23 protein-coding genes are annotated in these 25,547 nt (G+C 46.1%); all 23 read right to left on the reverse strand.

The genetic code is table 11. The features are described 5' to 3' along the window. The 23 genes from GVO63_RS06785 to GVO63_RS06895 all read right to left on the reverse strand — a co-directional run bounded on the left by GVO63_RS06785 (window position 1) and on the right by GVO63_RS06895 (window position 25,407). On the reverse strand, window positions 1–2,940 hold the full coding sequence (locus tag GVO63_RS06785) for a hypothetical protein (protein WP_159578694.1): 2,940 nt from the start codon (window positions 2,938–2,940) through the stop codon (window positions 1–3). Continuing rightward, window positions 2,933–4,357: a hypothetical protein gene (locus GVO63_RS06790; RefSeq protein ID WP_159578696.1), complete on the reverse strand. Its 1,425-nt coding sequence runs from the start codon at window positions 4,355–4,357 to the stop codon at window positions 2,933–2,935. The genes GVO63_RS06785 and GVO63_RS06790 overlap by 8 nt, the downstream gene beginning before the upstream one ends. Continuing rightward, complete coding sequence (locus GVO63_RS06795) at window positions 4,354–7,647, reverse strand: phage tail protein (protein ID WP_159578698.1); 3,294 nt, start codon at window positions 7,645–7,647, stop codon at window positions 4,354–4,356. Before GVO63_RS06795 ends, GVO63_RS06790 begins: the two co-directional genes overlap by 4 nt. Continuing rightward, window positions 7,647–8,054, reverse strand: a complete 408-nt coding sequence (locus GVO63_RS06800; protein ID WP_159578700.1) for a hypothetical protein — start codon at window positions 8,052–8,054, stop codon at window positions 7,647–7,649. The genes GVO63_RS06795 and GVO63_RS06800 overlap by 1 nt, the downstream gene beginning before the upstream one ends. Continuing rightward, window positions 8,051–8,659, reverse strand: a complete 609-nt coding sequence (locus GVO63_RS06805) for a hypothetical protein (protein WP_159578702.1) — start codon at window positions 8,657–8,659, stop codon at window positions 8,051–8,053. The genes GVO63_RS06800 and GVO63_RS06805 overlap by 4 nt, the downstream gene beginning before the upstream one ends. Next, complete coding sequence (locus GVO63_RS06810) at window positions 8,656–9,258, reverse strand: hypothetical protein (protein ID WP_159578704.1); 603 nt, start codon at window positions 9,256–9,258, stop codon at window positions 8,656–8,658. Before GVO63_RS06810 ends, GVO63_RS06805 begins: the two co-directional genes overlap by 4 nt. After that, window positions 9,255–12,533 (reverse strand): tape measure protein, encoded by a 3,279-nt coding sequence (locus tag GVO63_RS06815; RefSeq protein ID WP_159578706.1) that lies wholly within the window; start codon window positions 12,531–12,533, stop codon window positions 9,255–9,257. Before GVO63_RS06815 ends, GVO63_RS06810 begins: the two co-directional genes overlap by 4 nt. Further along, entirely contained in the window at window positions 12,520–12,804 is a 285-nt protein-coding gene (locus GVO63_RS06820; protein ID WP_159118144.1) for a DUF1799 domain-containing protein, read from the reverse strand. Before GVO63_RS06820 ends, GVO63_RS06815 begins: the two co-directional genes overlap by 14 nt. 83 nt (window positions 12,805–12,887) lie before the next feature. After that, window positions 12,888–13,208: a hypothetical protein gene (locus GVO63_RS06825; RefSeq protein ID WP_159118145.1), complete on the reverse strand. Its 321-nt coding sequence runs from the start codon at window positions 13,206–13,208 to the stop codon at window positions 12,888–12,890. After that, on the reverse strand, window positions 13,208–14,161 hold the full coding sequence (locus GVO63_RS06830) for a hypothetical protein (protein ID WP_159578708.1): 954 nt from the start codon (window positions 14,159–14,161) through the stop codon (window positions 13,208–13,210). The genes GVO63_RS06825 and GVO63_RS06830 overlap by 1 nt, the downstream gene beginning before the upstream one ends. After that, on the reverse strand, window positions 14,158–14,358 hold the full coding sequence (locus GVO63_RS06835) for a hypothetical protein (protein ID WP_159578710.1): 201 nt from the start codon (window positions 14,356–14,358) through the stop codon (window positions 14,158–14,160). The genes GVO63_RS06830 and GVO63_RS06835 overlap by 4 nt, the downstream gene beginning before the upstream one ends. Before the next feature lie 123 nt (window positions 14,359–14,481). Beyond that, window positions 14,482–14,661 carry a hypothetical protein gene (locus GVO63_RS06840; RefSeq protein WP_159578712.1) on the reverse strand — a complete coding sequence of 60 codons (180 nt, stop codon included), beginning with the start codon at window positions 14,659–14,661 and terminating at the stop codon, window positions 14,482–14,484. A 1-nt stretch (window position 14,662) separates the two neighbouring features. After that, window positions 14,663–15,229 carry a hypothetical protein gene (locus tag GVO63_RS06845; RefSeq protein ID WP_159578714.1) on the reverse strand — a complete coding sequence of 189 codons (567 nt, stop codon included), beginning with the start codon at window positions 15,227–15,229 and terminating at the stop codon, window positions 14,663–14,665. 281 nt (window positions 15,230–15,510) lie between these two features. Then, window positions 15,511–15,918, reverse strand: a complete 408-nt coding sequence (locus GVO63_RS06850; protein ID WP_159578716.1) for a hypothetical protein — start codon at window positions 15,916–15,918, stop codon at window positions 15,511–15,513. After that, entirely contained in the window at window positions 15,915–16,406 is a 492-nt protein-coding gene (locus tag GVO63_RS06855) for an HK97-gp10 family putative phage morphogenesis protein (RefSeq protein ID WP_159578718.1), read from the reverse strand. Before GVO63_RS06855 ends, GVO63_RS06850 begins: the two co-directional genes overlap by 4 nt. Next, window positions 16,403–17,005, reverse strand: a complete 603-nt coding sequence (locus GVO63_RS06860; protein WP_159578720.1) for a hypothetical protein — start codon at window positions 17,003–17,005, stop codon at window positions 16,403–16,405. Before GVO63_RS06860 ends, GVO63_RS06855 begins: the two co-directional genes overlap by 4 nt. Further along, entirely contained in the window at window positions 16,992–17,444 is a 453-nt protein-coding gene (locus GVO63_RS06865; protein WP_159578722.1) for a hypothetical protein, read from the reverse strand. The genes GVO63_RS06860 and GVO63_RS06865 overlap by 14 nt, the downstream gene beginning before the upstream one ends. A 73-nt stretch (window positions 17,445–17,517) precedes the next feature. Further along, entirely contained in the window at window positions 17,518–20,061 is a 2,544-nt protein-coding gene (locus GVO63_RS06870; RefSeq protein WP_159578724.1) for a phage protease, read from the reverse strand. A gap of 70 nt (window positions 20,062–20,131) precedes the next feature. Continuing rightward, on the reverse strand, window positions 20,132–21,181 hold the full coding sequence (locus tag GVO63_RS06875; RefSeq protein WP_159578726.1) for a hypothetical protein: 1,050 nt from the start codon (window positions 21,179–21,181) through the stop codon (window positions 20,132–20,134). Between the two features lie 10 nt (window positions 21,182–21,191). Then, window positions 21,192–21,473, reverse strand: a complete 282-nt coding sequence (locus GVO63_RS06880; protein ID WP_159118154.1) for a co-chaperone GroES — start codon at window positions 21,471–21,473, stop codon at window positions 21,192–21,194. Continuing rightward, the gene (locus GVO63_RS06885; protein WP_159578728.1) at window positions 21,457–22,854 is read right to left on the reverse strand and encodes a portal protein; all 1,398 of its coding nucleotides are present in this window, start codon (window positions 22,852–22,854) and stop codon (window positions 21,457–21,459) included. Before GVO63_RS06885 ends, GVO63_RS06880 begins: the two co-directional genes overlap by 17 nt. 5 nt (window positions 22,855–22,859) lie before the next feature. Further along, the gene (locus GVO63_RS06890; RefSeq protein ID WP_159578730.1) at window positions 22,860–24,461 is read right to left on the reverse strand and encodes a hypothetical protein; all 1,602 of its coding nucleotides are present in this window, start codon (window positions 24,459–24,461) and stop codon (window positions 22,860–22,862) included. Then, entirely contained in the window at window positions 24,454–25,407 is a 954-nt protein-coding gene (locus GVO63_RS06895) for a hypothetical protein (protein ID WP_159578732.1), read from the reverse strand. The genes GVO63_RS06890 and GVO63_RS06895 overlap by 8 nt, the downstream gene beginning before the upstream one ends. Window positions 25,408–25,547 lie beyond the last annotated feature (140 nt).

Here is a 25,547-nt window from a genome sequence, read left to right on the forward strand (position 1 = left end):
TCATACTGTAATTGAAATTATGTTAGACCAACTACCGACTAGCGCACCGTTAAGGCATCGGCATCTGATCTGATATGTGCCTGAAGAAAAATTAACTGTTCGCTCAAATGCACCCACAACGCCAGGAAGACCAACATTTGGAACGGAAAGTGGTGACCAACTAGAACCACCGTCGCTAGAAACTTCAAATTGCATATCAGTCATAGCAACGCGGCAATAGTCGCTGATTGTTGGATAGGTTTTTAAGACTTCTACTGTTGGCGCATATAAACGAATAACTCCAACATCAGAATATGCTGAATGGTCAGCATTCACTTGATTACGCATCTGGTCGTTAGTGATACATCGAACTCCATCAACCACGCAGTTCCACACATTTACAAGACTCCACGAGTGCGTAGGCGCGATGGCCTCTTTTGTTCCATCAGTGCGCACAAACTCGCAGTTTGTAAGCAAGCCTGTACCTACATTATGAATACGAAACTGACGATACCCAGCGTAAAATAGTGAGTGATTAACCTCTGTTTTTTTCTTCGTATCAATAATGCCATCGGAAGCATTCCTACCATTCATGCCTAAAACAAATGCTTCTGCATCATACGTGGCGACATTTGCTAAGCCGTTGAAAACTAGAATATCGGAGTTGCCGAACTGACTGGTGTAACTGCCGCGACTAGAATCTAAGTACAAATCACCAGTTACATAACACGTCTGAATCTTATTGAAGTACGGGCCCTGGTTCATTTCCGCTGAAATTGCGTTCTGCCACTTTTCGTACTCACCAGTGTAACCACCAGTAACCGTTAACCGATAGACTTCTAAGTTATCCCCGCCACGCAAGTTAATTGCAGTTTTACGACCATTTGAATAAACATTTTCAAATAAGTAGCTACCGCCGTTATTATCGTAATAGCCATTCCTAGCGCTTTCGGCCAGCTCGCCTGTCTTGGTTACTCTTGGTGTAGTTTCATCTTTGAGTCTTGCTACCGGCTCAATAAACCATTCGAGCGTCACATCTGAACCGCTTTGGTTGTATTCGAGCAAAGGAACGGCGGGGGTTTCTGTTCGTAGCAACTTACGCACGTAAACGTTCAGCAAATCTCCTGTGTAGCTTTGGCCTAGTATTGTGACAGCCGTTGCGTTTGCTGGCGCACGAATTAGCCAAACTTCTGTACCTTCTAGGTTGTGGCTGTACTGTCCTTGTGCACTTCCAATAGACGGCAATACGCCACCCGAAGTCCTTCCCTCAAGTTTTAGCGAGATTTGATAAATCTCACCTTCTTCAAAAGCGTAATTAGCGCTTAATGAGTTATTGGTATTGCTCGCGGTATAACGCGCACCATCTTTAACCCAACCATTACCACTAACACTAAAGCTATCTGGCTGAACTACTTTTGCACCCACTTCAGGTGAAGGGTAAATTTCAAAGCGATGGGTATAGATATTTTCTTTTGTGGAATATCGAAAATAGTCTGTTGCCATTTCGCCAGGGTCCAAATGAAGAAATGCTTCACAGGGGTTATATCTCACACCACTTAACTTGTTTGGGGCTATCTTTGCGCCACTTGGTAACGCAATCACGTTATTAAAAGGGTCGTTATTCCCTTGCACTGAAACTGCTTCACTCATAAAAGGATCGTTATTCCCTTGCACTGAAACTGCTTCACTCATACGAGGAATGTGCTCATAAGGCATTTGTAACACTTGGTTGGCGTAAATCGGTAGAGGATCAGTGACAGATTCAGCCTTTTCACCTCGCCAACTTTCACCCAACAACAAGTCTATAGTTTCATTATAGAGAACACCGTTAATAGTAACGTTGTTTAAAACTACGGTTGAATTACCTATTGCAGTAGCAAAAGGTAAAGGTAGATTTAACTGATAATCCCCACCGTTAATGGTAACGGTTGAGCCTTCACCCATTACAACAACACCTAACCCGCCCGTTTCATCTAAGTTGCAACCGCAGTTGTTTAGTTCACCATCTTTTTCAAAGTAATAACCGTAGCTATCGCCTTCGATTTGGCGTAGGAACGTAACCATGCAATCACGCGCCGTGGCGTATTCGGCGAAGTAAATGCCAGCGCCGCACTTGTCCATTACCAAGCCTTTTGCGTCGACTTCGCAGTAAAATTTAAAGGCGTTGCCGCTAAAGCCATTTATAGTGGTGTAGCGAACCGTTGCTTTGCCACCGCTATTAAAAAAAACCCCATGATATAGAATCGCATCGTCGTCAAATTGGTGGTCTTCGTTATTGATAGTAAGGGCAATAACTTCAACTTCACTGTGAAGAATGCCCACTGTTAAACCACAATCACCCTCGCCCGTTCCGTGAATATCTTGTAAAGAGACATTGCTAGAAAATAGTGGCACATCGAGCATTTTGGCTATCACGCCTATAAATGTGATATTACGCAATACCCACCCAATCATTCGGTAGCCCTCAGTTTTTATAAGCGGCGTATTGATAAGCACGGCATCTTGAACGGTGATACCTTCAACTTGCGCGGTTAACTCAATAGCGGGATCGGAGTCTTTCATTTTTAGGCCAAAAATGCGGTAATAATCCGCACTTATTTCCAAGAAAGAATTAACGTTGTTAACAATGTATGGCGCGTGGTTTTCAAGGTTTATATCAATGTCAGACACACCTTTTTGAATACCGAAGAAGAAAGACAGCGGTGCAGCTTGAGTGCCAGGTATATCAAGAATCCAAGGGTCGCGAACGGGGTGCCAATCACGAATAAGGCTTTTGTCTGCCCCGATGTAAAAACTGTCTCCGGCTTCCACCCTATAAGTCGGAATGTCATCTTCAGCACTAGCGCCGTAAATGCGGTGAAAAACTTCATTGAAATCTTGGGGCGTATTACATTCCGCCCAGTCCTCGCCTTCAGTCCAATTAGGTTGGCTAAGTAAGTTGATATCAAACAATCTATTCATAAGCTTTTACTCGCAGCCTTAAGGACTCAATTCTTATTGCGCCTGTAAGCGGTGCAAATGCCGCCTGGCGCTTAAAATAAAGCCGCTCGTTTTCGATGATGAAACGATATACACCCTCAAATGGAATTGTGTATTCGGGAGTGTTGCTATTGGTAAGCGCCATTGGCTTAGGAACGGTTGACACAACCAGCATTTCAAAATCAAATTTATCCCAACTATCACTAAAAATCCGTAAAGCATCAGTACCGCCACTGGCTTCGTTTACACTGAATAAGCGCGGATCTTGTGCATCCTGTGCCCAACTTGCACCCATCGAATAAGGCGTGGCTGGCATAACGTCTTCGCTGTACCAATCACCGTCTTGTCTTAACGTGAATCGCATGAATTGATTAGGCGCTTTGCTGCCATCACTTTCACCGTAGTAAGCATCAATAGAAGGGAAACGACTTCTTGCAGTTGATAAGGTTTCAAAACCATCATCGGTTTCTATGTAATCGATAAGGCCTACGAATGAGCTGCCAAATGAAGTGACGCTTGTCAGTGTCGTAGTTACCGTGTGCCACTGGTAATCATCCAATGCTGGGTTATCGGGTAAGCCGGTACCACCATTGCCCATAGGGTAAACGCGGAGGGTTAAACTGCCAGTGTACGCACTGTTAAACCAGATTCGCTTGCCGTTGGTTGTCAAAAGAAACTCTCGTTTTTCGACAATGTTTGATATTGGTAACCATTCATCAGTTAACGCTACATAAGCAACCTGTCTAACATCATCAAATAACATTTCTCGTTTGTTATTTGGTGACTGCGTAGGGATATCAACGGTCTTTTTAAGCGTTGGATAATCGCTCAGGATGTGAGTTAAGCTGGCGTTTTGTCGTACTGGTGGACTTAACGCCTGAGTACGTTTGTTATCTGTGTCGATATCATCGGGCAGCTGCTCGACAGACACCTTGCCGCCGATTTCAGGAAAATTCGGGAAACGCTTTGCTGTCTCAGGCAGTACTTCATTTATATCGCCTTGTACTTGCACCCAAGTGGGCCACTGTGTAGCGGTCACAGGGGGATCGACAATCATTGAAAAGCTAATTTCACCTACGGTACCAGGACCGTCACCGTATGCTTCAGCAAGTCCGTTTTGTGCCTCTGTTAGTGAAGTGATAGCTGCCAATAAAGCATCGTTCTGACCAAGCGGTATCAAGGTCGCGCTTTTCTCTACTATGTCATTGCCCGTATAAGCAATGGCCAGCGTTAAAGTACGATTTACTGTATCGCCGCTTGTAACTACTCTCGGCCTATCCCCTGCGATAAAAATCACACTCCCCGGCACTACTGAGAAATTTGAGTCATTGGTGTTGATCTGTACCAGATTATTGTTGTTTGTAAGCGTAACGCTTGGGAACTCTCTCACTACGCTCATGACGGACGTCCTTCTACGCTAATTAAACTCAATCTTTGAGAGTCGATAAATTGCTGCATTAGAGCACGCTGTTGACCTGTAACCCTCAGGCGGTATGAAAACGTTCCCAGTGAGGCATTAGTATCTGTATAAGTGAATGAACCTCCCGTTCTATCTCTTTGATTACAACTGGGCTCACTTCTATCATCCTGACGAAACTCATTGTACTCGACTGTACCTGTGATAACTTTTCGCTGAAGCTCGGACCATCCCCCACCACCAAGGCTACGTTCAAGAATTAGTGTGGCTTGGGGTACGAAGCTTGAATCTGTGGGGCAAGCACCATCAGATGTATGGTTTCCATCCCACCCAAAACTGCAACTAACCGTTTTAGGATTTCCATTAGTAGTAAATGGGCCCACTTCTACAGATGGGTTAAGAGTTAGAAGTGTTGAGTCACCACCGTTAATTAACTCACCCGTTGTTAACGAGCCTCCCAGATATTCATTAGCAAAGCTGTCTTTCCAGCCATATTTACCATTGGATTTGCTAAGCTGACTGTAGTCTGGCTCACCGTCTGCATTTAAAATAGGATCGCCTTCCCATATCACTAAATTATCTGGGCCAAAACCGTCGTAGTCTTGAACACGCATAAAATGCTCACGAACGGTGACTTCCCGAGCTGCTCTAATAGTTCCCGTAAACTCTGTGTTTGCACCAATTTCTAACTTGCCAGTAATTGTATTGAGGTTAAAAAACACTACGCCTGCTTGGCTGGCGAACTTAAGGTTGTCCATGTAAAGGTGAATTGATGAATTGTTGTTCCCGCCCTGAATACTTAAGCCTGTGAACTCTTCGTTTTCGTCTACCACGCCTAAGTAGTAAGTGCCGCCCAGCTCACCAAGCTGATTTTCCAAAGCCTGCATGAAGTTAATAACAGAAAGTTCTTCACCCGCACTGTTCGTTACTTTTACTTCTTCAAACGAACGAACCAAGGGTGCGCCGGCAATCCATTCACCATTTTCATCTTCATAGCCGATATTCACCTGCTTGAACTCAGTAAATTGCGCCTCAACTGTCTTGGTACCTACCTTCTGCTTCAGCCCGATTATCTCCGTGCTGTTTATCTGGTTTGCGCTTACCGCTTCAGTAACGTTGTAAATAAGCTGTTGGTACTGGTCGCCCTGCTCACTGGTTTGGGTACTCCAATAAGACACATCATTAGTAATCGCTTCAATGTGATCACCCAGTGCTGCGGGTAAGCCAGGCCACTGCACCAAAGCAAAGGTTTCTGGCACAAAATCTTGTGCATCAATACCAATCAGGTTGGGAATAGTCACCGATAACCAATTAGGGTCTGCAGCTGTGTCGTTTACCAGTCGGTACCAAACCGTTACCGTGCCGTTGTGCGGCGTGTTGGTTATAGTAATTGTGAGGTTACGACCAGCATTAATGGCGGCGTCAAAGTTCTCTTGTGTACTACCTTCAAATGAGTACTTCCATTCGTAGGTTGCTCGGCCATTCGGTGGAGTTGGGCCATTCACTATTACGCGCCCTGGCAAAATATTAATGCCAATGTCATCGGTCGGGGTTGATGTCGCTCCTACGTTAAACGCCCTTTGTGTAGCCACACTGTTTTTTTCAAAGCGGTTCTGAGCAGAAATTGCAACGCTGTAGTCACCCAATGCTAAATTGTTTATATCCAATGCAGGTTGCGTCGGGTAATAGACCTGGCTAAAACTATCTGCAGGTTGTTTGGTTATTAGCACCACGTAACGGCGAACACTATCTGGGGCGCTATGCTCCCACGTTAGTAACCCTTGCCGATAAGCATCGTTTGGCGTTGGCGAGTAATTAATATTCTGTGGCGCAGACACGTACGTATTGTCTATGTCAGTGTTTGGCGTTAAATCTCGCTCTGAAGGTATAACACTATCGCTATAAATCTCTGCAGTTGTTTCTTGTAGAACCAATGTCCAAGTAAATGATTCAGTGTCAAAGTCGAAGTCGATAACTTCGTATTCTTTACCGATAATATTGTGCTCTTTGAACTCAATATTCACCACTTTGCCAGGCGAACACTTAATACCTTTCCAGCCAACCACGACCTTAAGCGTATCACCCGCGGCTAACCGTTCCATGTAGACTCTATTTAAGCGCTGACACATGGTGTCAGAATTGGTGAATGCCAATTGCCTTGCATGCTGCAGATATTTTTTATCGCGAGTATCACGGTAATATTCACTGAAGATTTCAGTGCTATTCGTTTCTTGATAAAAGGAATCAGGGTCGATGAATTTGGCAACAACAGCATTGCAGCGGTCTTCAAGTGGAGTGTATGGCTGACGGTCTACGTCTGCCTTTAAATCATCTTCAGTTAGTGTAACGGTTGCAGGTCCTCGATAAGCCGCAGTTAAAAGCCAATACTTACCGCCAGCTTCAACCCAGCGACCACCGCAGCTTTTAAGTAGCTCGTCTTCAACAATCCGTTGCCCTTGTGATAGGTCTATTACACCGTTACAAGTCCAGCGCTTTTCAGTGTACGTGTCGCCATTCTTATCTTCGAAGCTAATAACTTCATCGCATAAATTTGCCTCATATGCCAAGTTAGCCAGGTCAAACATTTCAATGGGTAATACTTCATCACCGCCGAAGCGCTTCCAGTACAAATTGATAAGAACAGGGTTTTCGGTCCATTCCCACGTACTTTGGTCATCGGCTCTATGGTCACCGCTGCCCCCTACGATACTGTCTTTTCTTGGGTCGTAGCACTTTATGCCGGCAACTAAAAATTTAACGTCCTGTACGCCGTTCGGGAAGATATCAGGGTTCACTTCGTACTTGTGATAAGCGTACGTTATGCCGAAACCTATGCAGTTCTCATCTACATTGGTCATTTCTGTACGGGCAGTAGCGTTTGCTGTTGTTTGGTCACCTAACGCCACTTGAATTCTGTAGCCGTTACCACTTAGTGAAGACGTGTCTTTCCCATCAAGCTGGTAAAGCTCTACGCTTTGACAAGGGTGTGCGGCCAATGGCGTGAAGAACAAGTTGTATTCTTTCTTATTAAGCGTGCGCTTTTGGTACTTAGTAATAGGTCCACTTGTCACTGTTTTGCCTACAATCATAAGTCGCGGTGAATTACTTTCTGTACGCAGGTCTTGGTGGCCTGTGCCAAGGGCGCTGGTATCTGGTATTTCTGGCTGAAGCAGTGAGCCAAACACACCGCTAATCAACCCAAAGGCAAATTTTAGACCGCCGCCGACTAAGCCAACCAATGCGCCACCAACAGCTTCAACCGCTTTACCCACTAGCCAACCCTCCAAACTTTTTTAATTAAAAGTGGAGAGAATGTTTCTATCCCATATTCACCCGGGGCGAGTACTTCACCAAACATAACGCCTGCTATGTCTCTGCCGTCATTTTCAAATAAAACAACATCACCGCGACGCACCTCTAGCCTTGAAACGGTAGAACCAAATGCGTGGGTTAGTACCGCTTCTACACTATCGAAGCCCTGCTTTTTCAATTGTTTCATAGCGCCAAGTTCGCTCTTGTATTTGCCGCGAAACGTAGCTGCAGGATCAACACCTGTAATAGCAAGCGCCATGTCAGCTACAAACAAACAGCAGTCATTCATACCCCATTCAAACGGTGTGTGCTTTTTACTTTTAACGAAATCTGTCAGGCGAACTGTCCAGTCTGTGTGTCTTATCATCGCTGCCTCGTTGTTGTTGTTCCACCGCCACCGCGACCACCACTGCTCACGGCGTTACTTCCGCTGTAACTGCTAAGCGGCCCTTTTGCTACGGCTTCAACGTCATCTAGAAAACTGTCGTTAGGATAAATTGCACGCTGACTCGCTGCGCTGTACGTGGTGTAGCGTTTTGGTTGGCTCCATCGATGGGTGTAGCTAACACATTCGACAGAAATAGTCGGTGGAGCGCTGTACTTAGCAGGGGTATTGTTAACGATGCCGAGATAGATAAGCTGCTTTGCAACCAGCTGCTGGTCGTCATTAAAGACGCCAAGGTACAAGCGTACTTCGCCGCCTGCCGCATCATCTTTAAGCGCTTCAGCAAGTACCGACGTGTCAGGGGTTATCAGAGTTAGTGTTACTCGAGGAGCGCTACCCTCTTTAATTACACTTACCATTCCATTGTTAGCTACGCCCCAATAGGTTTCGCCGTCTGATTTGATTGGGCCTGCACCATTGTGAAACCGCGCCATGCCAGCAGGCCATTCGATAGTACCCATAATGCAGGCGCACTTTTCAGACTGGCTAATAATGGCTTCAACTTGCGGTTCTAAGTGATAGGTCATGCGCGAATACTCGTGTAGCCGCTGATAGAAAAATCATTCAGCACCAGTTTTCGTTGCGCAAAGCTCGGCCCCTGCTGGTTGTCAGGCAGCATCATTTTATTCATTGGGTCGTTAACGACTAAACCTGTGCCGCTTATCGGAATACTTAGCAATTGAGGCCTGAAACGAAGCGTACATTCACCGATGTTGTCGGCAACGGCATCCTCTAAAAGTTTGTATAGATAGTTGTCTAACTGGAAACGATCGCCAGCTGGCGCTATCAATGCGTTTGGAATGGCGTTTTTGATTTTTAACACCGTGCCTGATTGGTCGTTTCCATCAACGACGATGTTACCTGCCCAGTCGCCTAACTGAGTATGGGTACTATCCCACATCATAAATTCGCCGCGGCTACCGTCTAAAGCGTCTATGAAGTTTGAAAGTTCTCGCCCTTGTGCATAACGAACCTTCGACCATGAACCGCTAAAGGTCCAATAAGCACCTGGTCGCGTCCACACTTCAGACGTTCGTCCAGGGCCAGTCGATACACTTGAATTGGGTACAATTTTAAATTGCAGAGATGAAGGCAAAATATGCCGAGGAAAAATAGGTAAACTCATCGCGATGCCCTATAACCTGAATACACTGGGCCTGTACCCGTCTTAAATTGCTGACCGACTTTCGCTAGCGTTTCTTGTTGTTGACGTTCAAGAATAGGTGCTAGCTGCGTCATTACCTCTTCAGCATTGCCACCTGAAACATTGATTGTTCTGTTGTCGTTGAATACAACGCTGCGCCCACCGCCATCGTTGGCCGCTTGCCTGTTTAAAATATTGGCTGTATCTACACGGCTAGTAACGGTCGCTGGGCCTTTCACGAATTCAGGGCCATATTCGCCGGCAATACCGAACTTACCTGATGGGATATGCCCACCTTTATCGAATAAACCTGCAAACATTGCGGCCATGGCTGCGCCTACTGCGGCAATGGCTGCTATTGAGCCTATTGAGTTTGTACCAGCTGTTGCTAAGGTGGTGGCCGCTGCAGCTGGGGCCATGGCACCAGTAATAGCGGTTGCTGAACTTGTTGCCGCTGTGGTGGCCACGGTGTTTTCGGTAATTGCTGCTTTTGAGTTGATTGCAGCCAGCACTAAACGTCTAGCACCTATTTCAATAAGGCTAGCAACAACTTGCTTAGCCGTGCTTTTGAATACATTGCGTAGTCCATCACCAAGGTTCTCGCTTTCAAACAACGCGTCTGCGGTAGCTTGCCCAATACGCATAGAGAAGTTATCAATTGTGCTGTCCCATACTTCTCTAAATTCAGCTGCTAGTCCGTCTTGAATGTCCTGCATTGCATCAGAATGGCGACGCTGTTCAGCTTCAATAAGTTGGTTTATTTCTTGGCGTTGTGCTAAATCCTGCTGAGGTAAGCTGTCACGATAGGTTTCTAAATCATTTATGTTGTTTTTATGATTGTTAACTTCGCGTTGCGCAGGCGTCATTACACCTACGGCAATGCTTTCAACACGAGATTGCAGTGACTTCGCTTCACTTAGGTTATCGAGCTCTTTCGCTTGTAGAATAAGTTTTTGTTTCAGCGCATCGTTAATGTCTTTAAGTGCACCATGCTCGATGTCGTAACGAATTTTTGCTTCACGGCTGGTATCACCGTATAGCGCAATTTCTTCATTATTTTTGGTAATTAAGCTAGCAACCTCTTGCTCTAACGATTTGACCGCGTCTCGTTGGGCAACTCTCGCGTCTATCTCTTTTTTGTGCGCATCAAGCTTTTTAGCTGATTGCAGTAACGCTGCTTTTTCCGCTTCGCTAAGGTTCTTTAATGAGCCATGCGTTGTTTCGTAAGCAATTCTAGCGGCTTCTCCAACTTCTCCGTATAGCGCTCGCTGTTGCTCAAGCTTATCAAGCAGGCCTTGTACCTCTGCGCTAATAGTTGGCTCTAACGTCGGCATTTGCCATCCGTCAGTAGGCAAGCCTGCCTCAAAAAGTGCAGAGCGCTTTTGACTTAAGCTGTTCAGCAGTTCTTCAACTTGCTCTATCTCTTCACGAAGCTCACCAACTAAAGGGTTAGCTCGCTTCCTTCTAAGCTTGGCTGTTTTTTCTTCTTCATCTCTTAACTGCTGAGTAAGTGAAACTAAGCGTTCCCTTGCGCGGTATTCTTTTTGAGCAATTTCGTCTAAACGTAGTTCTTTGCCAGCTTTATTAAGGCTTTTATACTCTGCAACAAGTTTGTTTATTTCTGTTGCTAGCTGAAAACTGACTTCCTTCAATTCAGTGGCTTTTTCAGTCGCATCTTCGGTATTTGTCGCCCACTCATAAATGGCGTAAGCACCAAGCAGAACGACACCGGGAATACCGCCAATTGCTGCCCACAAACCTCGGGCAACGGTTGTTGCAGCGCGGCCTACTATTGAGTATTGCGCGGTAGCCACATTGAGGGCAGTCTGGCTGGCAGTTACAGCCTGATTGGCCGCTGCTAAACGCGTTAATGCGCCGGCACGCAATGTGTCATTTGCGGCAACTTCCAGCGAGCGCTTCGCAGCTAGCTGTAAAGACAGATTATGTTCATGCTGCTTTTTGGCCGCTGCTAGCGTTGCTGCTGTTGCAGTCTGTTGGGCTACGGCTTTTCTGCCTAACGCAATACTATAATTGCTGACAGCAGCTGCACCACGCACTAATGCAACGGCTGTTAATGTCTCGACCGCGGTAGTAAGTGTTTCGGCGTTGTATCTTACAAACGTTAACGCTTCGCCTGTGGTTTCAAGCAACGTGCCGTAGGCATCACTAATAGGCTGTTCAAACGCCGCTATGGTTTGAACGCGTAAATTTTCTAGCGCGTTCTCTTGTGCGGTAATGTTGTCGATATTGGCTTTTGCAGCACCGTCGTATTCTCCCAACGCCTTAATAAGATCATCACGAAACATGGCGCTGGTTACTTCGCCCTCTAAGACCAAATCACGGTATGTTTTACCCTGCAGGCCAGCCGCTTTCGTAATGGCCTGCATTAAACCAGGTATTGGCTCCATCACTTGGTTAAATTCAGCGGTTTGTACTGTAGGCTGTGAAAGTGCTTGCCCCAAACCATACATTAGGTTGCCCAGCTGGTCGGTGCTAACACCCAGCGCGCTTTGCGCATTACTTAAGCCCGTCATTAGCTGGTACTGTTGCTGCTGATTAATAATATCGCCTTTGCGAAGCGCTGCGAGGCTGGCATAACTTTCGCCCATAACCAGTACAGACTTGCCGTGCTCTTCCGCTAGTTGCGTTAAGAATGACATCGAGCGTCCATAATCCGCTGTGTCTTCACTTAAGAAACGAAGGCGAGTGCTGAACTGCTGATAATCAGAAAGGGTGTCTTTGATATTTACCGCGGCATTTTGCGCTGCAAGCACACCAAAAGCACCGGCAATGTAACCACCAAGTGGCCGAACGGCTGCGCCCAGGCTTCGGCTTTGTACTTCAAGTTGTTTAATGTTTCGCGTTGCTGCAGCTGCTGACGTATCAGTAGTACGTAAACTACGAGATAAACTGTTTTGGCTGGCAATAACGTCGCGCATTTCGCGCTGTAATTGCTCTAACACTTGCTCATAACGGTCTAGGCCATCGCGGGCGGCATTCGTGTTTTGCTTAGAAAGGCTAACTTCCTTGTTAAGTGCGGCCTGTTGGCTCACTAATTCCTTTAGATGGTTATCCAACTTACCAACCGCGTTTTCCAAAGCGGTAAAACTGCCAGCTTGGCTAGTGGCTTGCGAGGTGCCACGGGTAAGCTCTTTATTAAGGGCTACCTGCTGTGCAATGGCCTGCTGATACTCCTTGCGCATACCTTTAGTATTGGCAAGTAAGTTAATCATTATATCTAGGTCACTTCTGCTCACTGGCACGCTCGTTAAGTGTTGAGACTACGTGACGGCTAAGAACCCTTAACTTTTGGTAGTCCAATTTGCTGTACTTGCGGCCTGTTGCTTGTGCATCGGCCATTACTGCAGGGATATCTAGCGCAACTCTGAAACCTTCGGTGTAAACCCATAGGTCATCAACATCTAAAAACCAGTAAAATGCAGCTTGGTTTTCAGGAAGAAGTTCTAGCACTCGGTCTTGGAAGTCTTCGTCTTCTTGGAGAACCGCTTTTATCTGCGCTTCGTCCATCCCGTAGCCGTCTCTTAATTGCGCTATATATTCCTGTTTGTCGCTACTTGTAACGCTAGGGCCTACCCAAAACTGGGCGGCCTCTAGGAGTTTTTTTCCGCTACGCCTGCGTCCATCTTTAAGTAGGCGTTATAAAGACCAACACGGTAGTTGGTATCTGAAAGCAACTCTGCTTTGTCTTCATCACTTAGCTTTTCTAGATTGGCTTCAGTTTCACCAGCTTCTAGCATCACAGCTTTAAGTAACGGGGTTTGGCCTTCCTTGGCCGCAGCATCGAACTCTTTTTCAGATAAGCGCTTAAACCGAGCAAAGAAGTTATGTTCTTCAAGCGCCCCGCCGTCTGCAGGTACCTTTACAGATACAGGCCACACGACACTTTCTTTTCGTTTAATTTTTAGTTGCATTAGCTCACCGTAATTTTGTTTTTGCCTATGGCGCCATACGGCATCACAAACGTACGTTTACCTTCAAATTCACCGTAGCCCACACCTAGAATTTGTAGCTGGGGGTTGGAAAAGGTAACGATATTGCCTGCTGTGGTACCGTGCTGAAGCGAGAAAGGTAGGAATACCTCCGCTTCGCTGTTCACAATGGCGAACGGGTCGAAGTCACTGTGCGCCGGCACAAGAATTTCAATTTCACCTTCTGGCGCAATGTCATCAATGCTCACGCCTTCATAACCAGGCAAATCGGTGTAATTCACTTCGTTGTTCTGGTCAGAAGAATAGTTAACCAGTACATATTCACTGCCATCTAGCGTGAACGTGGTGTATTGGTTACCCACTTTTACAGGCTTAATTTGGCTGAATGAGGGGGTTGGCATAGCCTCTTCTAATACACCGCCGTAGGTACCTGTAATGGTTAGGGTGTAGGTAGGAAGTGCGCCGTTGGCAACAGCAACACTTACATTAGCCTGTGCACTTAAAACTTTGTGGTTTCGGCCAGCATGATAGAAATAAATAGTCGCATCAGGCCAACTATCATCGTCCAGTTGTTCGTACTGCACATCAGTGCCGGCATTCACCGTTTCTGAGAACGCACCAATTTTAATTAGGTCGTTATAGACCGGGGCGTTACCTGCAGTACCAGAGCCAGCAATTTCAACTTCCGTTGAAATAGTAAAATGCTGGCCCACTAGCATTTGGGGCTTATAACCTAACGTTGCATCGTCCAGTTCACGGTCAAGCGTTTCAACTTCTAAAGAAAGTTCGGCGTTTTTGGTTTGGATGTGCTTCGGCGTTTCACCTGCCGCAATATAATCCTCACCAATGACTAGGGCTGGATTCGCTGCAGCGTTAAACCCTGCCATGGTGAGCAGAAGGCGTTTCACCTTATACTTTTGATACTTAGCACTCATTGCTTAGGCTCCTTTGCTGATTTAGCGACAGGTGCCTGCTTTTCGGTGTACTTTGCGCTTAGTGCCTTAACTGGCGCTAATTGGGCTAGTTGGGCACTGGAAAGCTCACCGTCTTCAAAAGTGTTTACACCTGGTGCGAAGTTAATGCCGGCGCTGCGCACTGGCTTCGTAGATGAATTGGTTACTGTAATAGGCATGGTCGCCCCCTTTTTCTGTAGTGCTCAGTGTCGCAATGAGGGGGGCGCAGCGTTAGGGCAAAAGTTAAAGAAAACCCCTCGTGTTGAGGGGCTAATATAAAGGCTTAGTTTAATGTGGTGGGCTTAGCGTTCTGCACGAACTAGTGCCGTTATCTTTTCGGTGGCTGGCTTTAACAGCTGCACCATTTGAAAGGCTTGTAAGTGTTCAACAGGGCCGTCGTTCATATTTTCGAACAAGCTTTGCAAACCCAACAAATACTCTTGTAGCTCAAAAGCCGTCTGGTATCGGTTGTCTCTAGCCATGTTACACCTCAAGCGCTAGCTGGTCGGGCTTCTTAGTTAGCAGGCTTAAGTCTGGCTGCATATCGCCAATTAAGTCGCTTAAGTGTAAAAGCCGTGCTTCCAGCACTTTATACACCATGGCATTTTTAGTGTTGGCCAACTGCGAGGCAATAGAAACAATGGTTTTGGAAATGGCCAGAATTTGTGACGTGGTCATATCGGCACGTTTGCGTGTGGCCTCTGAGTAGTGGAACACAAAATGCGCCACTGCTTCTTTCATGGCTTTCGCTTTTGCCTGAGAAGATTCCATGACGATCAGCAAGAAACCGATGGGGTGATAGACCTTTGTAAGGTAATTTTTACCGTCAGTAGCCGTCATATTGACGGTAACTGAATAGTTTTCGATGTGCGGATTTCGCTCAATAATCTTATCAACAGCCTTTTGAGGAACAGCATATTCTAGCCACTCGCCAACCGCTAATCGGGTTGTGTGAGGTACGCCCTCAAGGGTAACAGTTTGAGATAAGGCAATGTCGCCCCATTGAAAGGCAGCAAGGCTGTCGTGGGTATTGCTTTGCAGATAAGTCATGGAAGACTCCTTCTTGATATTTTCGAATTAAGACTTGGGTGTCAGGAGGTTCGAAACCTGCAAGAAGACAGGTGGGCTTATTTCCCAAAGGGTATTATATTCACCGCCCTCCCGACGTAGTAAGGATAACGCATTGAGCCATAAATAGCAGGCACAAAAAAACCGCATACTGTCGGGGCGGGGTTCCGCTTCTTGAAAAGGTTTCGACACCTCAAGGCAGAGACTAGCGCGAGTGTGTGGCGTTGTCAACTATTGCGCTTTTTGTTTTGAAAACGCAATAGCTATAAATCGTTAAAACGTAGTTCGAAGAGTACCCAAGCGTGTATCGGATCCATCTGGCGCGAGGTTCTGGCGCTAACCAGTTCAAGGTTAAGCGGTTCGTTTGTTTCACCATCTTGGGCAACTAATTCTTTAATTACCTCGAGCATAGAAAATTCAATGGCTTCTTTTTGCTCGCCAGTGGTGCTCTCGTTCACCAGCTGCTGGGCCACTATCATAAAGTTGTGCACTTCGTCTTCAGTGTCGTACAAGCTACCGAACTGCGGAAAGCCAGAAGACAATACGGCATAAATGCGTTCGTGCTTGTCCATTTCGGTGTCTAAATCGCTGTAATTTCGTGTGACATGGTGAATGCCAACTATTTGCTTAAGGTTATCTTTAACCGTGTTAAGCCGCTGTTCGGGGGTCATTTTGTTTTAACCTCTAATGCAGATTTAAAGTAAGTCAACGCTAGGTTTGGTGCTTTCGCTTTGATATGTTCAAGCGCTGGCTTCATAAACGGCTGCGCTGGGGTGCCTTGATAGAAAATTTTGGTCTGTATGAGATAGGCCAGCTGTTCAATGCTCATGTCTTCGTCGTCGGGGGTAATACCTTTAACGTCCATCCAATCTAAAATAGTTTGGTCTGGTACCCATCCACCGCGGCCCGTTCCCTCTTCTACATACCTAGCATAATGAACACCAGCTACCACTTGATGAAAACTAGCGGATTGCTGCTTAGCGCGAATTGAATTGGTTAGGGTGCTTTCTGCTTTAGGGGTGTGGCGCTTCGCTTCTCTGGTACCTTCTTGCGATAAACGGCGAAGTAATTTTGCGGTAGTTCCATCGATGGCGTTAACACTGCGCTCTAAATAGTTGATTAGAGCGCGAGTATTAAGGTCTAGAATAATTTCGTTCATAGCGTTTCAGCTATACGGCCAGCTTCCTCTTGAAGCGCTTCAAACGCTAATTTGGGGCTGCCATACTGAATCTTGCCTGCATTCCCTTTGGTTGTAACCTGCGTGCCAGGCTCTCTTAGCACTAACAGTTTCATAAACTCCATTTGGCAGAGTAAAAGTAATAGTGCCTGTTTGCGTGGCTCTATCTCAATAGCGCCATTATTCACTTGGTAGCGAGCATAGTAGAAATAGGTAAATCGGCTGCCTAAGTTACTAATCATCTGCGCGGTAGGTGCAAAGCTAAAGTAGATATTCCCCTCGTTATACGTCACATCAGGTAACCGAGAAATATAGCCTGGTTCCCATGGTGCTACGCGCTGGTCAAAGCCCCACGCCGTTTCCTTGTACGCCCAAATGTTAGAGGGCGCTGGGTAAATCTGCACGCCAGGCTGCAAAGAAATGGTGTCGATACCTGTTGCCGGCGCAAGTCGTGACAGCGCATCAAGTGCGTTATCAACAATGGTGCTGGTTATCGTGATATCGTCAGTATCAAGCAGTTTAGTACTGCTTGATACCGATACCAATAAGCTTGCTACAAGATCCGCTTTACTGATTGACATGCTTTTGTTGCTCTGCCCGTTTTGCTATTTCATCGTTTACCATTGCCACTTTGGCTTCATCTTTAGCAACGTCAAGCAGCAATGCATCTAAGTCTTCAACGCTAGACAATGCTAATGAAAATTCCTCTAGCTCAACGCTATACTCACGAGACTTAATTTCATCAGTAATCGCATCAATCGCGCTAGCACGTTTTTGGCCTTGTTCCTCTTCAGCCTGAAGCTGTTGAAGTTGGTCTTGGGTGAACGATTCAAGCTTTTCTTTCAATTTAGCTACTGTTGTAGCCAGTTCGCCCTTAGCATCAAACGACATAGCTACCACTTGGCTAGATGCTGCTTGCTTTGGTACTTCAACAATACGTGTTTCGCCAGGAGGAATCATTTTACCAGCTACAAACATAATTGCTGCAGAGGTATTGGTAATCGCTTTTTTAACTTTCATGGTTTTTACCTTTTAGCCAGTTAATAAAAAAGGCAGGCAATGTGGCCTGCCCTTTTTGGGTTACATGACTGGCTTAGCGGCCAGTGCCCGAGTACACAACAACCGAGGTATAACGATCGGCCAGTGGCTTAGGCGTATGAACAGCGTTGTATTCTTCACCGTAGGCTTCTTTGGTACCGTTCATTTCACCCGTAGCAGGGTCGCGGCCTTCTTGCATTTCGCTCATTTCAAACGCTTTTGCTACACGATAGTGCGTAGTGCCACGCTGGCCCATTAGGATACGTTCGTCACCTAAGTCGATGCCTGGCGCATTTGTTGACCATGCTGGCAACGCTTTAATGGCCGCCAAATCGCCCATGCCGTTCGTGTCGCTACCATCACGCTTAAGGCTAACAACAAATTGGTCTGCGTTAGTACACATGTCGTTAAGCGTGTTGCTCATAAGCAGGAAGTTAGGCGCTTGGAAGCGGTCATCTTTCATTACCGCTTTACGGTTACCAATCTTACGCAGCAGGCCGTTTAAGTGGTGTTCAAGCTTAGTGTCTGCTGGCAGGTCAATGTCGAACATTGCCACGTTAGTTGCACGAGAGTATGAAATTGTTGCATTTGTCTCGTTAGGTGTAACCACTTCACCCGTTTCATCAACAAACTGAATGTAACCCAAGTTACAGTTGGCCAAGACGTAATACGTACCCGATGCCTGGTTACCTGTCCCATCAAAAGGAAGAATTTCAGTGGCACCGAACATGATCGTGATTGGGTTCGAAGCATTGCCCACGGTATTGCCTTGAAGGTCAAATACCTGGTGAGGACGAACTACAGGGAACGCACTGGTTTTCACCACCGTATTTGAACCATCAAGCTGTGAAGCAATATTTTCTGCAGTAACTTCAACCGCCGCTAGGCTGTCAGAAATACGTAGCATTTCATTGGCTAGGCGACGGACTACAATCTCACGTAAAATACGTGAGCAAGATGCCACATGGCGGCCCCATGCATCCCAGTTAATGCCGCTTACGCGAGTAAAATGCATCATTTCGTTAGACACATTGAACGCAATTTTCATAGCATTCACATACGCTAAATCCATTCTTTGGAATACACCAGCCTTTGGAATGCCACCGCGTTCAAACACTAAGCCATCGTTACGGCCTTTGAACGGTTTACGCTCTTCATACGGAATTTGCGTGGTTGATTGTGCGTTCGGGTCTGTCTCAGCTGCTACTAACTGAAGAATATTCATGTCGTGCAGGGCTTCACGAATCACTTCACGACGGAAAGCATAAGGTAGTGAGGTGTCAGAAACGCTACCCTCTTCACCACTTAGCACCTTGTATTCACGGTTCAGCTGCTGGTTATACTGACCATCGAACAAAGTAAGTACCTTATCTACAAACGGGTCAACCGTTTCAGATAAGCGAATGGCGCCGTTTGAGAATGACGACGTTTGTTTAAGTTGCTTACGCACATCTTCAGCAAGTTTCATTGCATTAGCATTGTGACCAGAAGCCAGTACAACAGAGCCCATCGGGCCATTGCCGCCTTGGAAACCCATGCCAGCCAGTTTGGTTTGCGCTTCTAGCTCTTCACCCAGCACAATTTGCTGTGTTGCCAGTGCTTTTACTTGGCCTTCTGTCATCTCTGCAGTAATAAGATCAGCCGATTTAAGCAGCTTCGCTTTTACACCATCAGAAAGGCCTTCGGTGCCATTTACTTGCTCAGTGAACAGCTTAACGTTTGCATCGCGCTTAGTTTGAGCGTCAGACAGCACTTTGGCTTTGTCTGCTTCTAGCTTTTCGAATAGCGCTTTAACGTCAGATTCAGACAGGCCAGTACTGTTTACGTTAACAACAGGAACTGCTTCTGGTGAGGTTTCAGCAAGTGCTAACGCCGTTTCTTGAAGACTCGCCATTAACGTTTTTTGTTGGGTTTCGTCTGAAATGCCTTCAAGCACTTTCTTAGCTGTATCTACCCATTTAGATATTGCCGACTCGCTTAGCTTTTTATTCGCAAGCGCCTCTTTAAATAACTTAAGTAATTTTTCCACGTTTGATTCCTTAGAGAATTGAACCGCCAGCTGCTGTGAAATTAGCTGCATGCCATCGAAGTCTTCACCTTCCGATAGCTCTACACGGTCTAGATTTTTAATACAGGGGCGAACCACCAAGCCAGCCGCCAAAAGCGTGGGGCCAAATTCGGTATGGGGCTCTTCGTTGCTGACGAAATTTTCAATAAATTCCGCTGACAAGTAGCGATAACCTTTCTTTTCAATCAGTTCTTGACCGAAAGGCGTCCACGCCACTTCACCACGCAGTTTGTTCCCATCCAGGAATAAGCGTGTAATTGTGCCTGCCGCACCGTCACTCGGGTTGTGGGCTTTATCTATGAAAATGTCCTGACCATAAACACCTTTATTGAAGTTATTCACCATGCTTTGCAGCATTGTGGTGCTAATTTCAAAGTGTCCGTAGCGAGGGTCAAAGAATTTACCCGTTCGGGTGATAGTAACCACTGAGGTCTTTTGTTCGGCATCCACCGAAACTGCAGAGGCAAGAAAGCGCACCGTCTTCGTATGAGTAGGTGCTTCCAATTGGATTTTTCGGTTGTGTTGGGGCATGTCCACACTCAACTATTATTAACCTAGTTTGAGTGTGGCAGTGTAGAAAACGCAGCGTTAGGGCAAACTTTTAACCAAAACGTTTTTTCAAGGTCTTCACTTTTGACCTGATCATGGTTTCTTTTAACAGGTCATTTTGTAGCAAATTGTTCTTATAAACACCCAGCACACCAATGCGAATATTGCCCGATTGATTGCTTAACCACTCTATTCGGTCTTGCTTGGTGGCTCGGTCTTCGTCGGTCACTTCATCGGTAAATACCGCTTCTACATAGCTAAGGGTATTCGGGTGAGCAGGCCACGGGTTTTTGCCTTTTGGATAAACGCCTCTGCCTAGGCCAAATCGGTTCACACTTGCATGCATGTCGCAAATATCCACCCTTGGATGATTAGGGCTAAGCATAAAGCGTGTACCTATAATGTCGTCATCCTCTTCCAGGCTATTTTGATACGCCATGCCATGAGCGCGATTTAGCTCTGTTCTAAACAAACGCCTGGCTTGCCAATAAGCTGCATCTTCATCCTTACCTTGTGCTTTGAGTACGTTTCCTATTTTCTCTGAAGATGCATTATTAACTTTGTTTTTAATTTCTTTAGTGGGCAACTCGTTGTTGGCTACCAAACTGGCCGCTGCTTCGCTGGCTGAATGCCCTTGAATAACTGCGCTGTTTATCGCTCTTAGCACTTTATTCTTGTTGTTGTCGTTGATTATCCAAAGTCGGTCAGATAGCTGTAATCCGTCTTCGCCAGTGAATTGCTTAACGAACCGCGTTGTTCGCTGGGCAATATCTAGCGCAGACGCTGCAGCGGAATGCGACAAAAAAGGTTTTACACCAATATTAGCCGATGCCAACAAACTTCTGTTTAGCAGTTCGGTTTGCAGACTTGCCAAATTATTAAGCGCACGTTCTATGTCGGTGCGTAGTGCGGAAAGCTGTTGTAAGCGAATAATGCCAATACTGTCAGCGTAGAAAAGAAGAATGCTTATCACCTCTTCTAAGCTGCTCTCGTAGTAGCTTTGCAGTTCAGCCAGAGCGCTAAGGTCGAGGGCGAAGTACTCTTTTAAAGCCAACGCCTGTGCCCGTTTTATTATTGCTTTCTTGCGTGATAATTCACTCATGATCACTCACTCATAATATGGCTTGTACATCATTAATAGAAAGCAGGCGTACCGTGGTATCAGCAAGTTCATACCTAAATCCAGCATACCTACCTAGTAAAACTCTATCCCCTGGCTTAACTATCATCGGCGCCCTTTTACCGTTTTTAAGCACGCGGCCTTCGCCAACCGCTAACACAGTGGCTTGGTTTGACGGGCGACTGTCAATAACATCTAAGACAGACGACGAATTTTCCGGTTTTTCATCAGTAACAACTAAATTATCACCAATGGGTTTAAGCGTTTCGGACATAGGTTGCAGACTCACCTTTAGGCTCATTACCTGGTGTAACTTTAACACGAGGTTTTGGGCTGTCGTTAGTTGGTGTGCCGTCATCATCGTCTTGTTCGCCAGGATAAGGATCACCACTTGATTTCTGGTCTTTGATTTTATCCATAACGTAAGCAGGTTCGAAGCCTGCCGTCTCCCATACTAATGAGTCTGGTACACCCAGCGCTTGATACTTAAGCGCCAAGTCTGCTTTCTGATTACGTGTTTCTGTTTTGCGCTCGGTAAACTGCACATTGAAGTTATAAGAGTCGGGATTAATGCCGGATAACAGCAGCTGCAGGCGAAACCCCTCAAAGTAAACCTGTGAAAGCACATCCTGTAAATCTTCAACTTCTTCAAAATAGTCTTTTTTGAGGTCTTCTAAAATGTCGCGATTTAATCCGTCTGCGTATCCGAACAAACCTTTTGGTGCAGGGGCGCCGCTAAAGAACGTGTCGAGCAAATGCACAACGTCGTTAATTTGGTCTAAGTTGGCATCACCATTTACCCCAGTTACCCCACCCTTCCTGTTTGAGTAGAAATCTGTGGTCATTAACCCCTTTTCGTTTTCAATGCCGTTTTTATACTTCTGAAGCTCTTCCGCTGTGGCACCATCAAGAACGTGGCTAAAGCGTTGGGGTGCGCGTGTTCGTCTGCGAATAACTAAATCGTCTTCGGTCATTTGCAGCTGCTTCCACGTTTTTCGTGCGGCATCTAAATAAGGGCGACCATTACAACCAAAATCGTCGTAGTTGTCGGGGTCAAGCCTTGCGACAGATAGCTGCCAAAAAGCAAACTCAGCAATAATTTGGTACCCACCAACGGGGTCTAGTTGTTTATACGCCGCGGCGATGTTTTTAAGTTGGCCTGTGGGCAGGGTATCAGCAAGAATGGTTTCTGCTGGCATGCGAAGGCCTGATACCATGTTTCGCTGGTCGTTCACAACCCATTGCATGGCAAGTGCACCTTCCATGACTGTGCCTCGAGCATCAGAACGAAGTTTTTCAGGGTTATTAAGGCCAAGACGGGCAACCCATACCTTGAATAGCCGGCTAATGCGGTCGTTTTCTTTTCCATTCCACTGCAGACGAATACCATTTTTTGTTGCATCTCGGGCCATGCGCCTATGAATTCGTTTAACACGAGGGTCGGTGCGGTCCATTTCTCTAATGTGGTGTACTGCCGCTTTATAGTCAGGAGAAACATAAAGTTCGTTGTATAAACGTCTTACATAATTTTCAGTGTTAACCGTGGTACCACCACGCGTGTTTGCTTTGTGCTGGGCTTCTTCGCTCTTACTTACAGCGTCTACCGAGGAAGTATGGCGGCCAAGCGCTCGGTTAATTGTTGAAATAATTCCCATACTCTCTATACCCCTGGTAATAAAATGGTGGTGCCTAGCAACTCTTCGCGACTTCGGGAAGATGACATTACGGCTGTATTTGGTTTTGGTTGTCCTCGCGTAGCAAGCGCCCACACAGAAGCCATAGCTGCGTCAAATAAGTCATCGCCTATTTTCTTTAGCACCATTACGTAACTTGAATAACTCTTACTGGTTTCTTCTGGCTTGATGTTCGATAGCTGCTTAATAAAGGTTTTCATATCTGAAATCGCTAAACTATCGATATCTAAACCGGACGGCTCTAAATGTTCGACGTAAGGAATAACGGCGTGGCCGTGGTGGAAAACCCCTCTTAATGCTTGCGCCATACTGTGTTTTATTGATCCCTCAAAACGCAAAGGTGCAAAGGCCCAGTCATTCCATGCTGAAGCATTCGACTCACCATCGTTAATCGCTCGTATATCAACTGGGGTGAGGCCTTCATAATAAAGGTCGTGGTTTAACTGGGTAAGCATACCTAAGCCGTAAGCATCGCCTATGGCGTAGTCGGGGCGAAAGTAACGCCAGAACGCAAGCAAGTCGTTTTTAACAACCGAATCGTCGGTACCTGCGGCCCATGTCTTGGCAAACACAAAAACAACATAGTTTCCCACTTGCTCAGTAACAATGAATGCATGCTTTGATGCCGTAGCGCTCTCACCATGGCCTGCAGCATCGTAACCAAAACTTAATAAACCGCGTTTTCTATATCTGGCACCAGGCTCGGGGATAACCATTTCAATGTTGGTTTTTGCGCCCATCTGAATGGCTGCACGAATATACTTTTCCCAAATTAGGTTAGTAGAACTGGTATTAATGCACAGCAGCTGGCGAATGTACTCTTCGGGTGAAAGCTGCACTTTCATGTCGTCGATAAATTTACCGTTTAGGATCCCCAGCTCTACACCCAAGTGACAATCTACAGTGGGCAACAAGTGATATTTTTTTGTTTCCAGCAAATTAGAAAGTACCGACGCCCCTTTAAATACACCCGTAATTCTAATTATTGGTTCGTTCTTGGCGTTTTCATCTGCACCTAAGCGGCGTGTCGAACCCATGGTAAGTAGGAAACGGGAATTAAGGCGCTCTTGGTCTAAGTCGTCGACTTCTTCAATAGAGGCTAAAGTTAAATCGCCCCCGTCGATTTGGGAGAAGATACCGTAACCTCGGGCTATGCTTCGGTTGCAGAACCTAAAATACGTATCGCTCATTTGCTTACGGCCATTACGGTATTCAATAAAGTTACCGAGAATTTCAGACCGACGAATAGCGTCTAGGTGGTAGTTAAGGTTAACCAGGCTTTGTGCTTCTTTGGGCGCCACAATCCCCAGTTCTTGGTCGGGATTCGTTGCCAGGTATTCAAGGTTCCACATTTCTTTAACTGCGGTTTTACCTGTACGACGGCAACTGTTATCGATGGTGTTTGGGTACCTATCCATTTCATAGCACTTAAGTACCTGCATTGGGTCTAGTGTTATGTCGTGAACATGCTTATGCCAAAGGGAATGGTCACCCTTGTAACGCATAATTTCAGCTTCAGCCAAATGCTGCAGGCGCTGCCTTTCTTTTGCGGTTACACGTTCAGCCATCGCCGTTCGCTTTCTTGTGTTCTAGCAATATTTCATCTTGGCTAAGCGCATTCTGAGAATTCACTATTTTTTCGCGCAAGCTATCGAGTAATTCATGCTGTTTATTTTGGAAGTCGGCCAAGCTCTGCTTATCTTTTCCTTCTTGCTGCAAGCGGCCCATTTGAATTTCATTCTCTTCACGCACTTTTTGCGTCATGCCCAAATCAGCCAGGGTAAGATTGTTTTTGCTCATTAGGTCGAAGATATGCTTAAGCAGCGGGTTGGCTTTCGTATCCATAATGGTGGTTTTCTTGCCAGTTTCACTATCAGTGTACTGAGCAAGGTGAAAGCCACCGTCTTTATCAAATGAGAATGCCGGTGTTTCTAGCACGACACCTTTATTAATTACGCTTATCAGCATGTCATCCATTAACGAAGCAAAGTTAGCCTGTTGCATCGCTTGGTGCTCTCGCAGCATTTTTGGGTCGTGACTTTCAATGGCGATCAGATGGCGCATAAATAATTCAGTTTTGCGCATGCATGCCACTTGCTGGCTGCAGTAGTCAAAATCGATATCGCATGTTTCACACGCATCATATTTGCCAGGCTTCGCAGGAAAATAGAGCGCTTGCTTTGCCGCTGCGCCGTGTTTCAACGCATTAAATCGCGTTCTTAACGCTTCCTCTGGCGTAGGGTGGCCGTCCAAGTTTGCTGCAGAGGCCGCTTTACCTTCCAGTGTTTTGGGGCCTGTTGATTTTACATAGCTGCTGAATAAGCCGCGCTGCCATGGAATTTGCTGCGAATGCGATCTACATGACGGGCAAGTGGCAAAATAACGGTAAGGGTGAGCTAAATTTTCATCACTAACCACTTCCTCGGGCTCTGAATCCCACACGTGCAAACACACATCACATTTAAATGTAATGTGGTTACGTGGCTCTAAGAACTTGCTTTTGTCCGTTTTCATACTGCCATTTTGGTGCAGCAGAAAAAGCAGCGTTAGGGCAAATTCACATTAGGGGGAACTATTTAAAAAATATACAGCTATGCCACTTTTCTCAATTGTGGCGGCAACTTACGCCTAAATTCGACCATTGGCACGTTAAT

Source organism: Alteromonas sp. KUL106 (assembly GCF_009811415.1).
In the GTDB taxonomy this organism is placed as follows: domain Bacteria; phylum Pseudomonadota; class Gammaproteobacteria; order Enterobacterales; family Alteromonadaceae; genus Alteromonas.

Bases quoted from the DNA above. Each gene is read 5' to 3' on its own strand.
- GVO63_RS06875 (WP_159578726.1), bottom strand. From the start codon at position 21,181: ATGAGTGAATTATCACGCAAGAAAGCAATAATAAAACGGGCACAGGCG.
- GVO63_RS06845 (WP_159578714.1), bottom strand. From the start codon at position 15,229: ATGACTTATCTGCAAAGCAATACCCACGACAGCCTTGCTGCCTTTCAA.
- GVO63_RS06810 (WP_159578704.1), bottom strand. From the start codon at position 9,258: ATGAGTTTACCTATTTTTCCTCGGCATATTTTGCCTTCATCTCTGCAA.
- GVO63_RS06860 (WP_159578720.1), bottom strand. From the start codon at position 17,005: ATGTCAATCAGTAAAGCGGATCTTGTAGCAAGCTTATTGGTATCGGTA.
- GVO63_RS06880 (WP_159118154.1), bottom strand. From the start codon at position 21,473: ATGTCCGAAACGCTTAAACCCATTGGTGATAATTTAGTTGTTACTGAT.
- GVO63_RS06825 (WP_159118145.1), bottom strand. From the start codon at position 13,208: ATGCAACTAAAAATTAAACGAAAAGAAAGTGTCGTGTGGCCTGTATCT.
- GVO63_RS06895 (WP_159578732.1), bottom strand. From the start codon at position 25,407: ATGAAAACGGACAAAAGCAAGTTCTTAGAGCCACGTAACCACATTACA.
- GVO63_RS06835 (WP_159578710.1), bottom strand. From the start codon at position 14,358: ATGCCTATTACAGTAACCAATTCATCTACGAAGCCAGTGCGCAGCGCC.
- GVO63_RS06805 (WP_159578702.1), bottom strand. From the start codon at position 8,659: ATGACCTATCACTTAGAACCGCAAGTTGAAGCCATTATTAGCCAGTCT.
- GVO63_RS06790 (WP_159578696.1), bottom strand. From the start codon at position 4,357: ATGAGCGTAGTGAGAGAGTTCCCAAGCGTTACGCTTACAAACAACAAT.
- GVO63_RS06850 (WP_159578716.1), bottom strand. From the start codon at position 15,918: ATGACCCCCGAACAGCGGCTTAACACGGTTAAAGATAACCTTAAGCAA.
- GVO63_RS06830 (WP_159578708.1), bottom strand. From the start codon at position 14,161: ATGAGTGCTAAGTATCAAAAGTATAAGGTGAAACGCCTTCTGCTCACC.
- GVO63_RS06885 (WP_159578728.1), bottom strand. From the start codon at position 22,854: ATGGGAATTATTTCAACAATTAACCGAGCGCTTGGCCGCCATACTTCC.
- GVO63_RS06870 (WP_159578724.1), bottom strand. From the start codon at position 20,061: ATGCCCCAACACAACCGAAAAATCCAATTGGAAGCACCTACTCATACG.
- GVO63_RS06840 (WP_159578712.1), bottom strand. From the start codon at position 14,661: ATGGCTAGAGACAACCGATACCAGACGGCTTTTGAGCTACAAGAGTAT.
- GVO63_RS06890 (WP_159578730.1), bottom strand. From the start codon at position 24,461: ATGGCTGAACGTGTAACCGCAAAAGAAAGGCAGCGCCTGCAGCATTTG.
- GVO63_RS06855 (WP_159578718.1), bottom strand. From the start codon at position 16,406: ATGAACGAAATTATTCTAGACCTTAATACTCGCGCTCTAATCAACTAT.
- GVO63_RS06800 (WP_159578700.1), bottom strand. From the start codon at position 8,054: ATGATAAGACACACAGACTGGACAGTTCGCCTGACAGATTTCGTTAAA.
- GVO63_RS06865 (WP_159578722.1), bottom strand. From the start codon at position 17,444: ATGAAAGTTAAAAAAGCGATTACCAATACCTCTGCAGCAATTATGTTT.
- GVO63_RS06785 (WP_159578694.1), bottom strand. From the start codon at position 2,940: ATGAATAGATTGTTTGATATCAACTTACTTAGCCAACCTAATTGGACT.
- GVO63_RS06820 (WP_159118144.1), bottom strand. From the start codon at position 12,804: ATGGACGAAGCGCAGATAAAAGCGGTTCTCCAAGAAGACGAAGACTTC.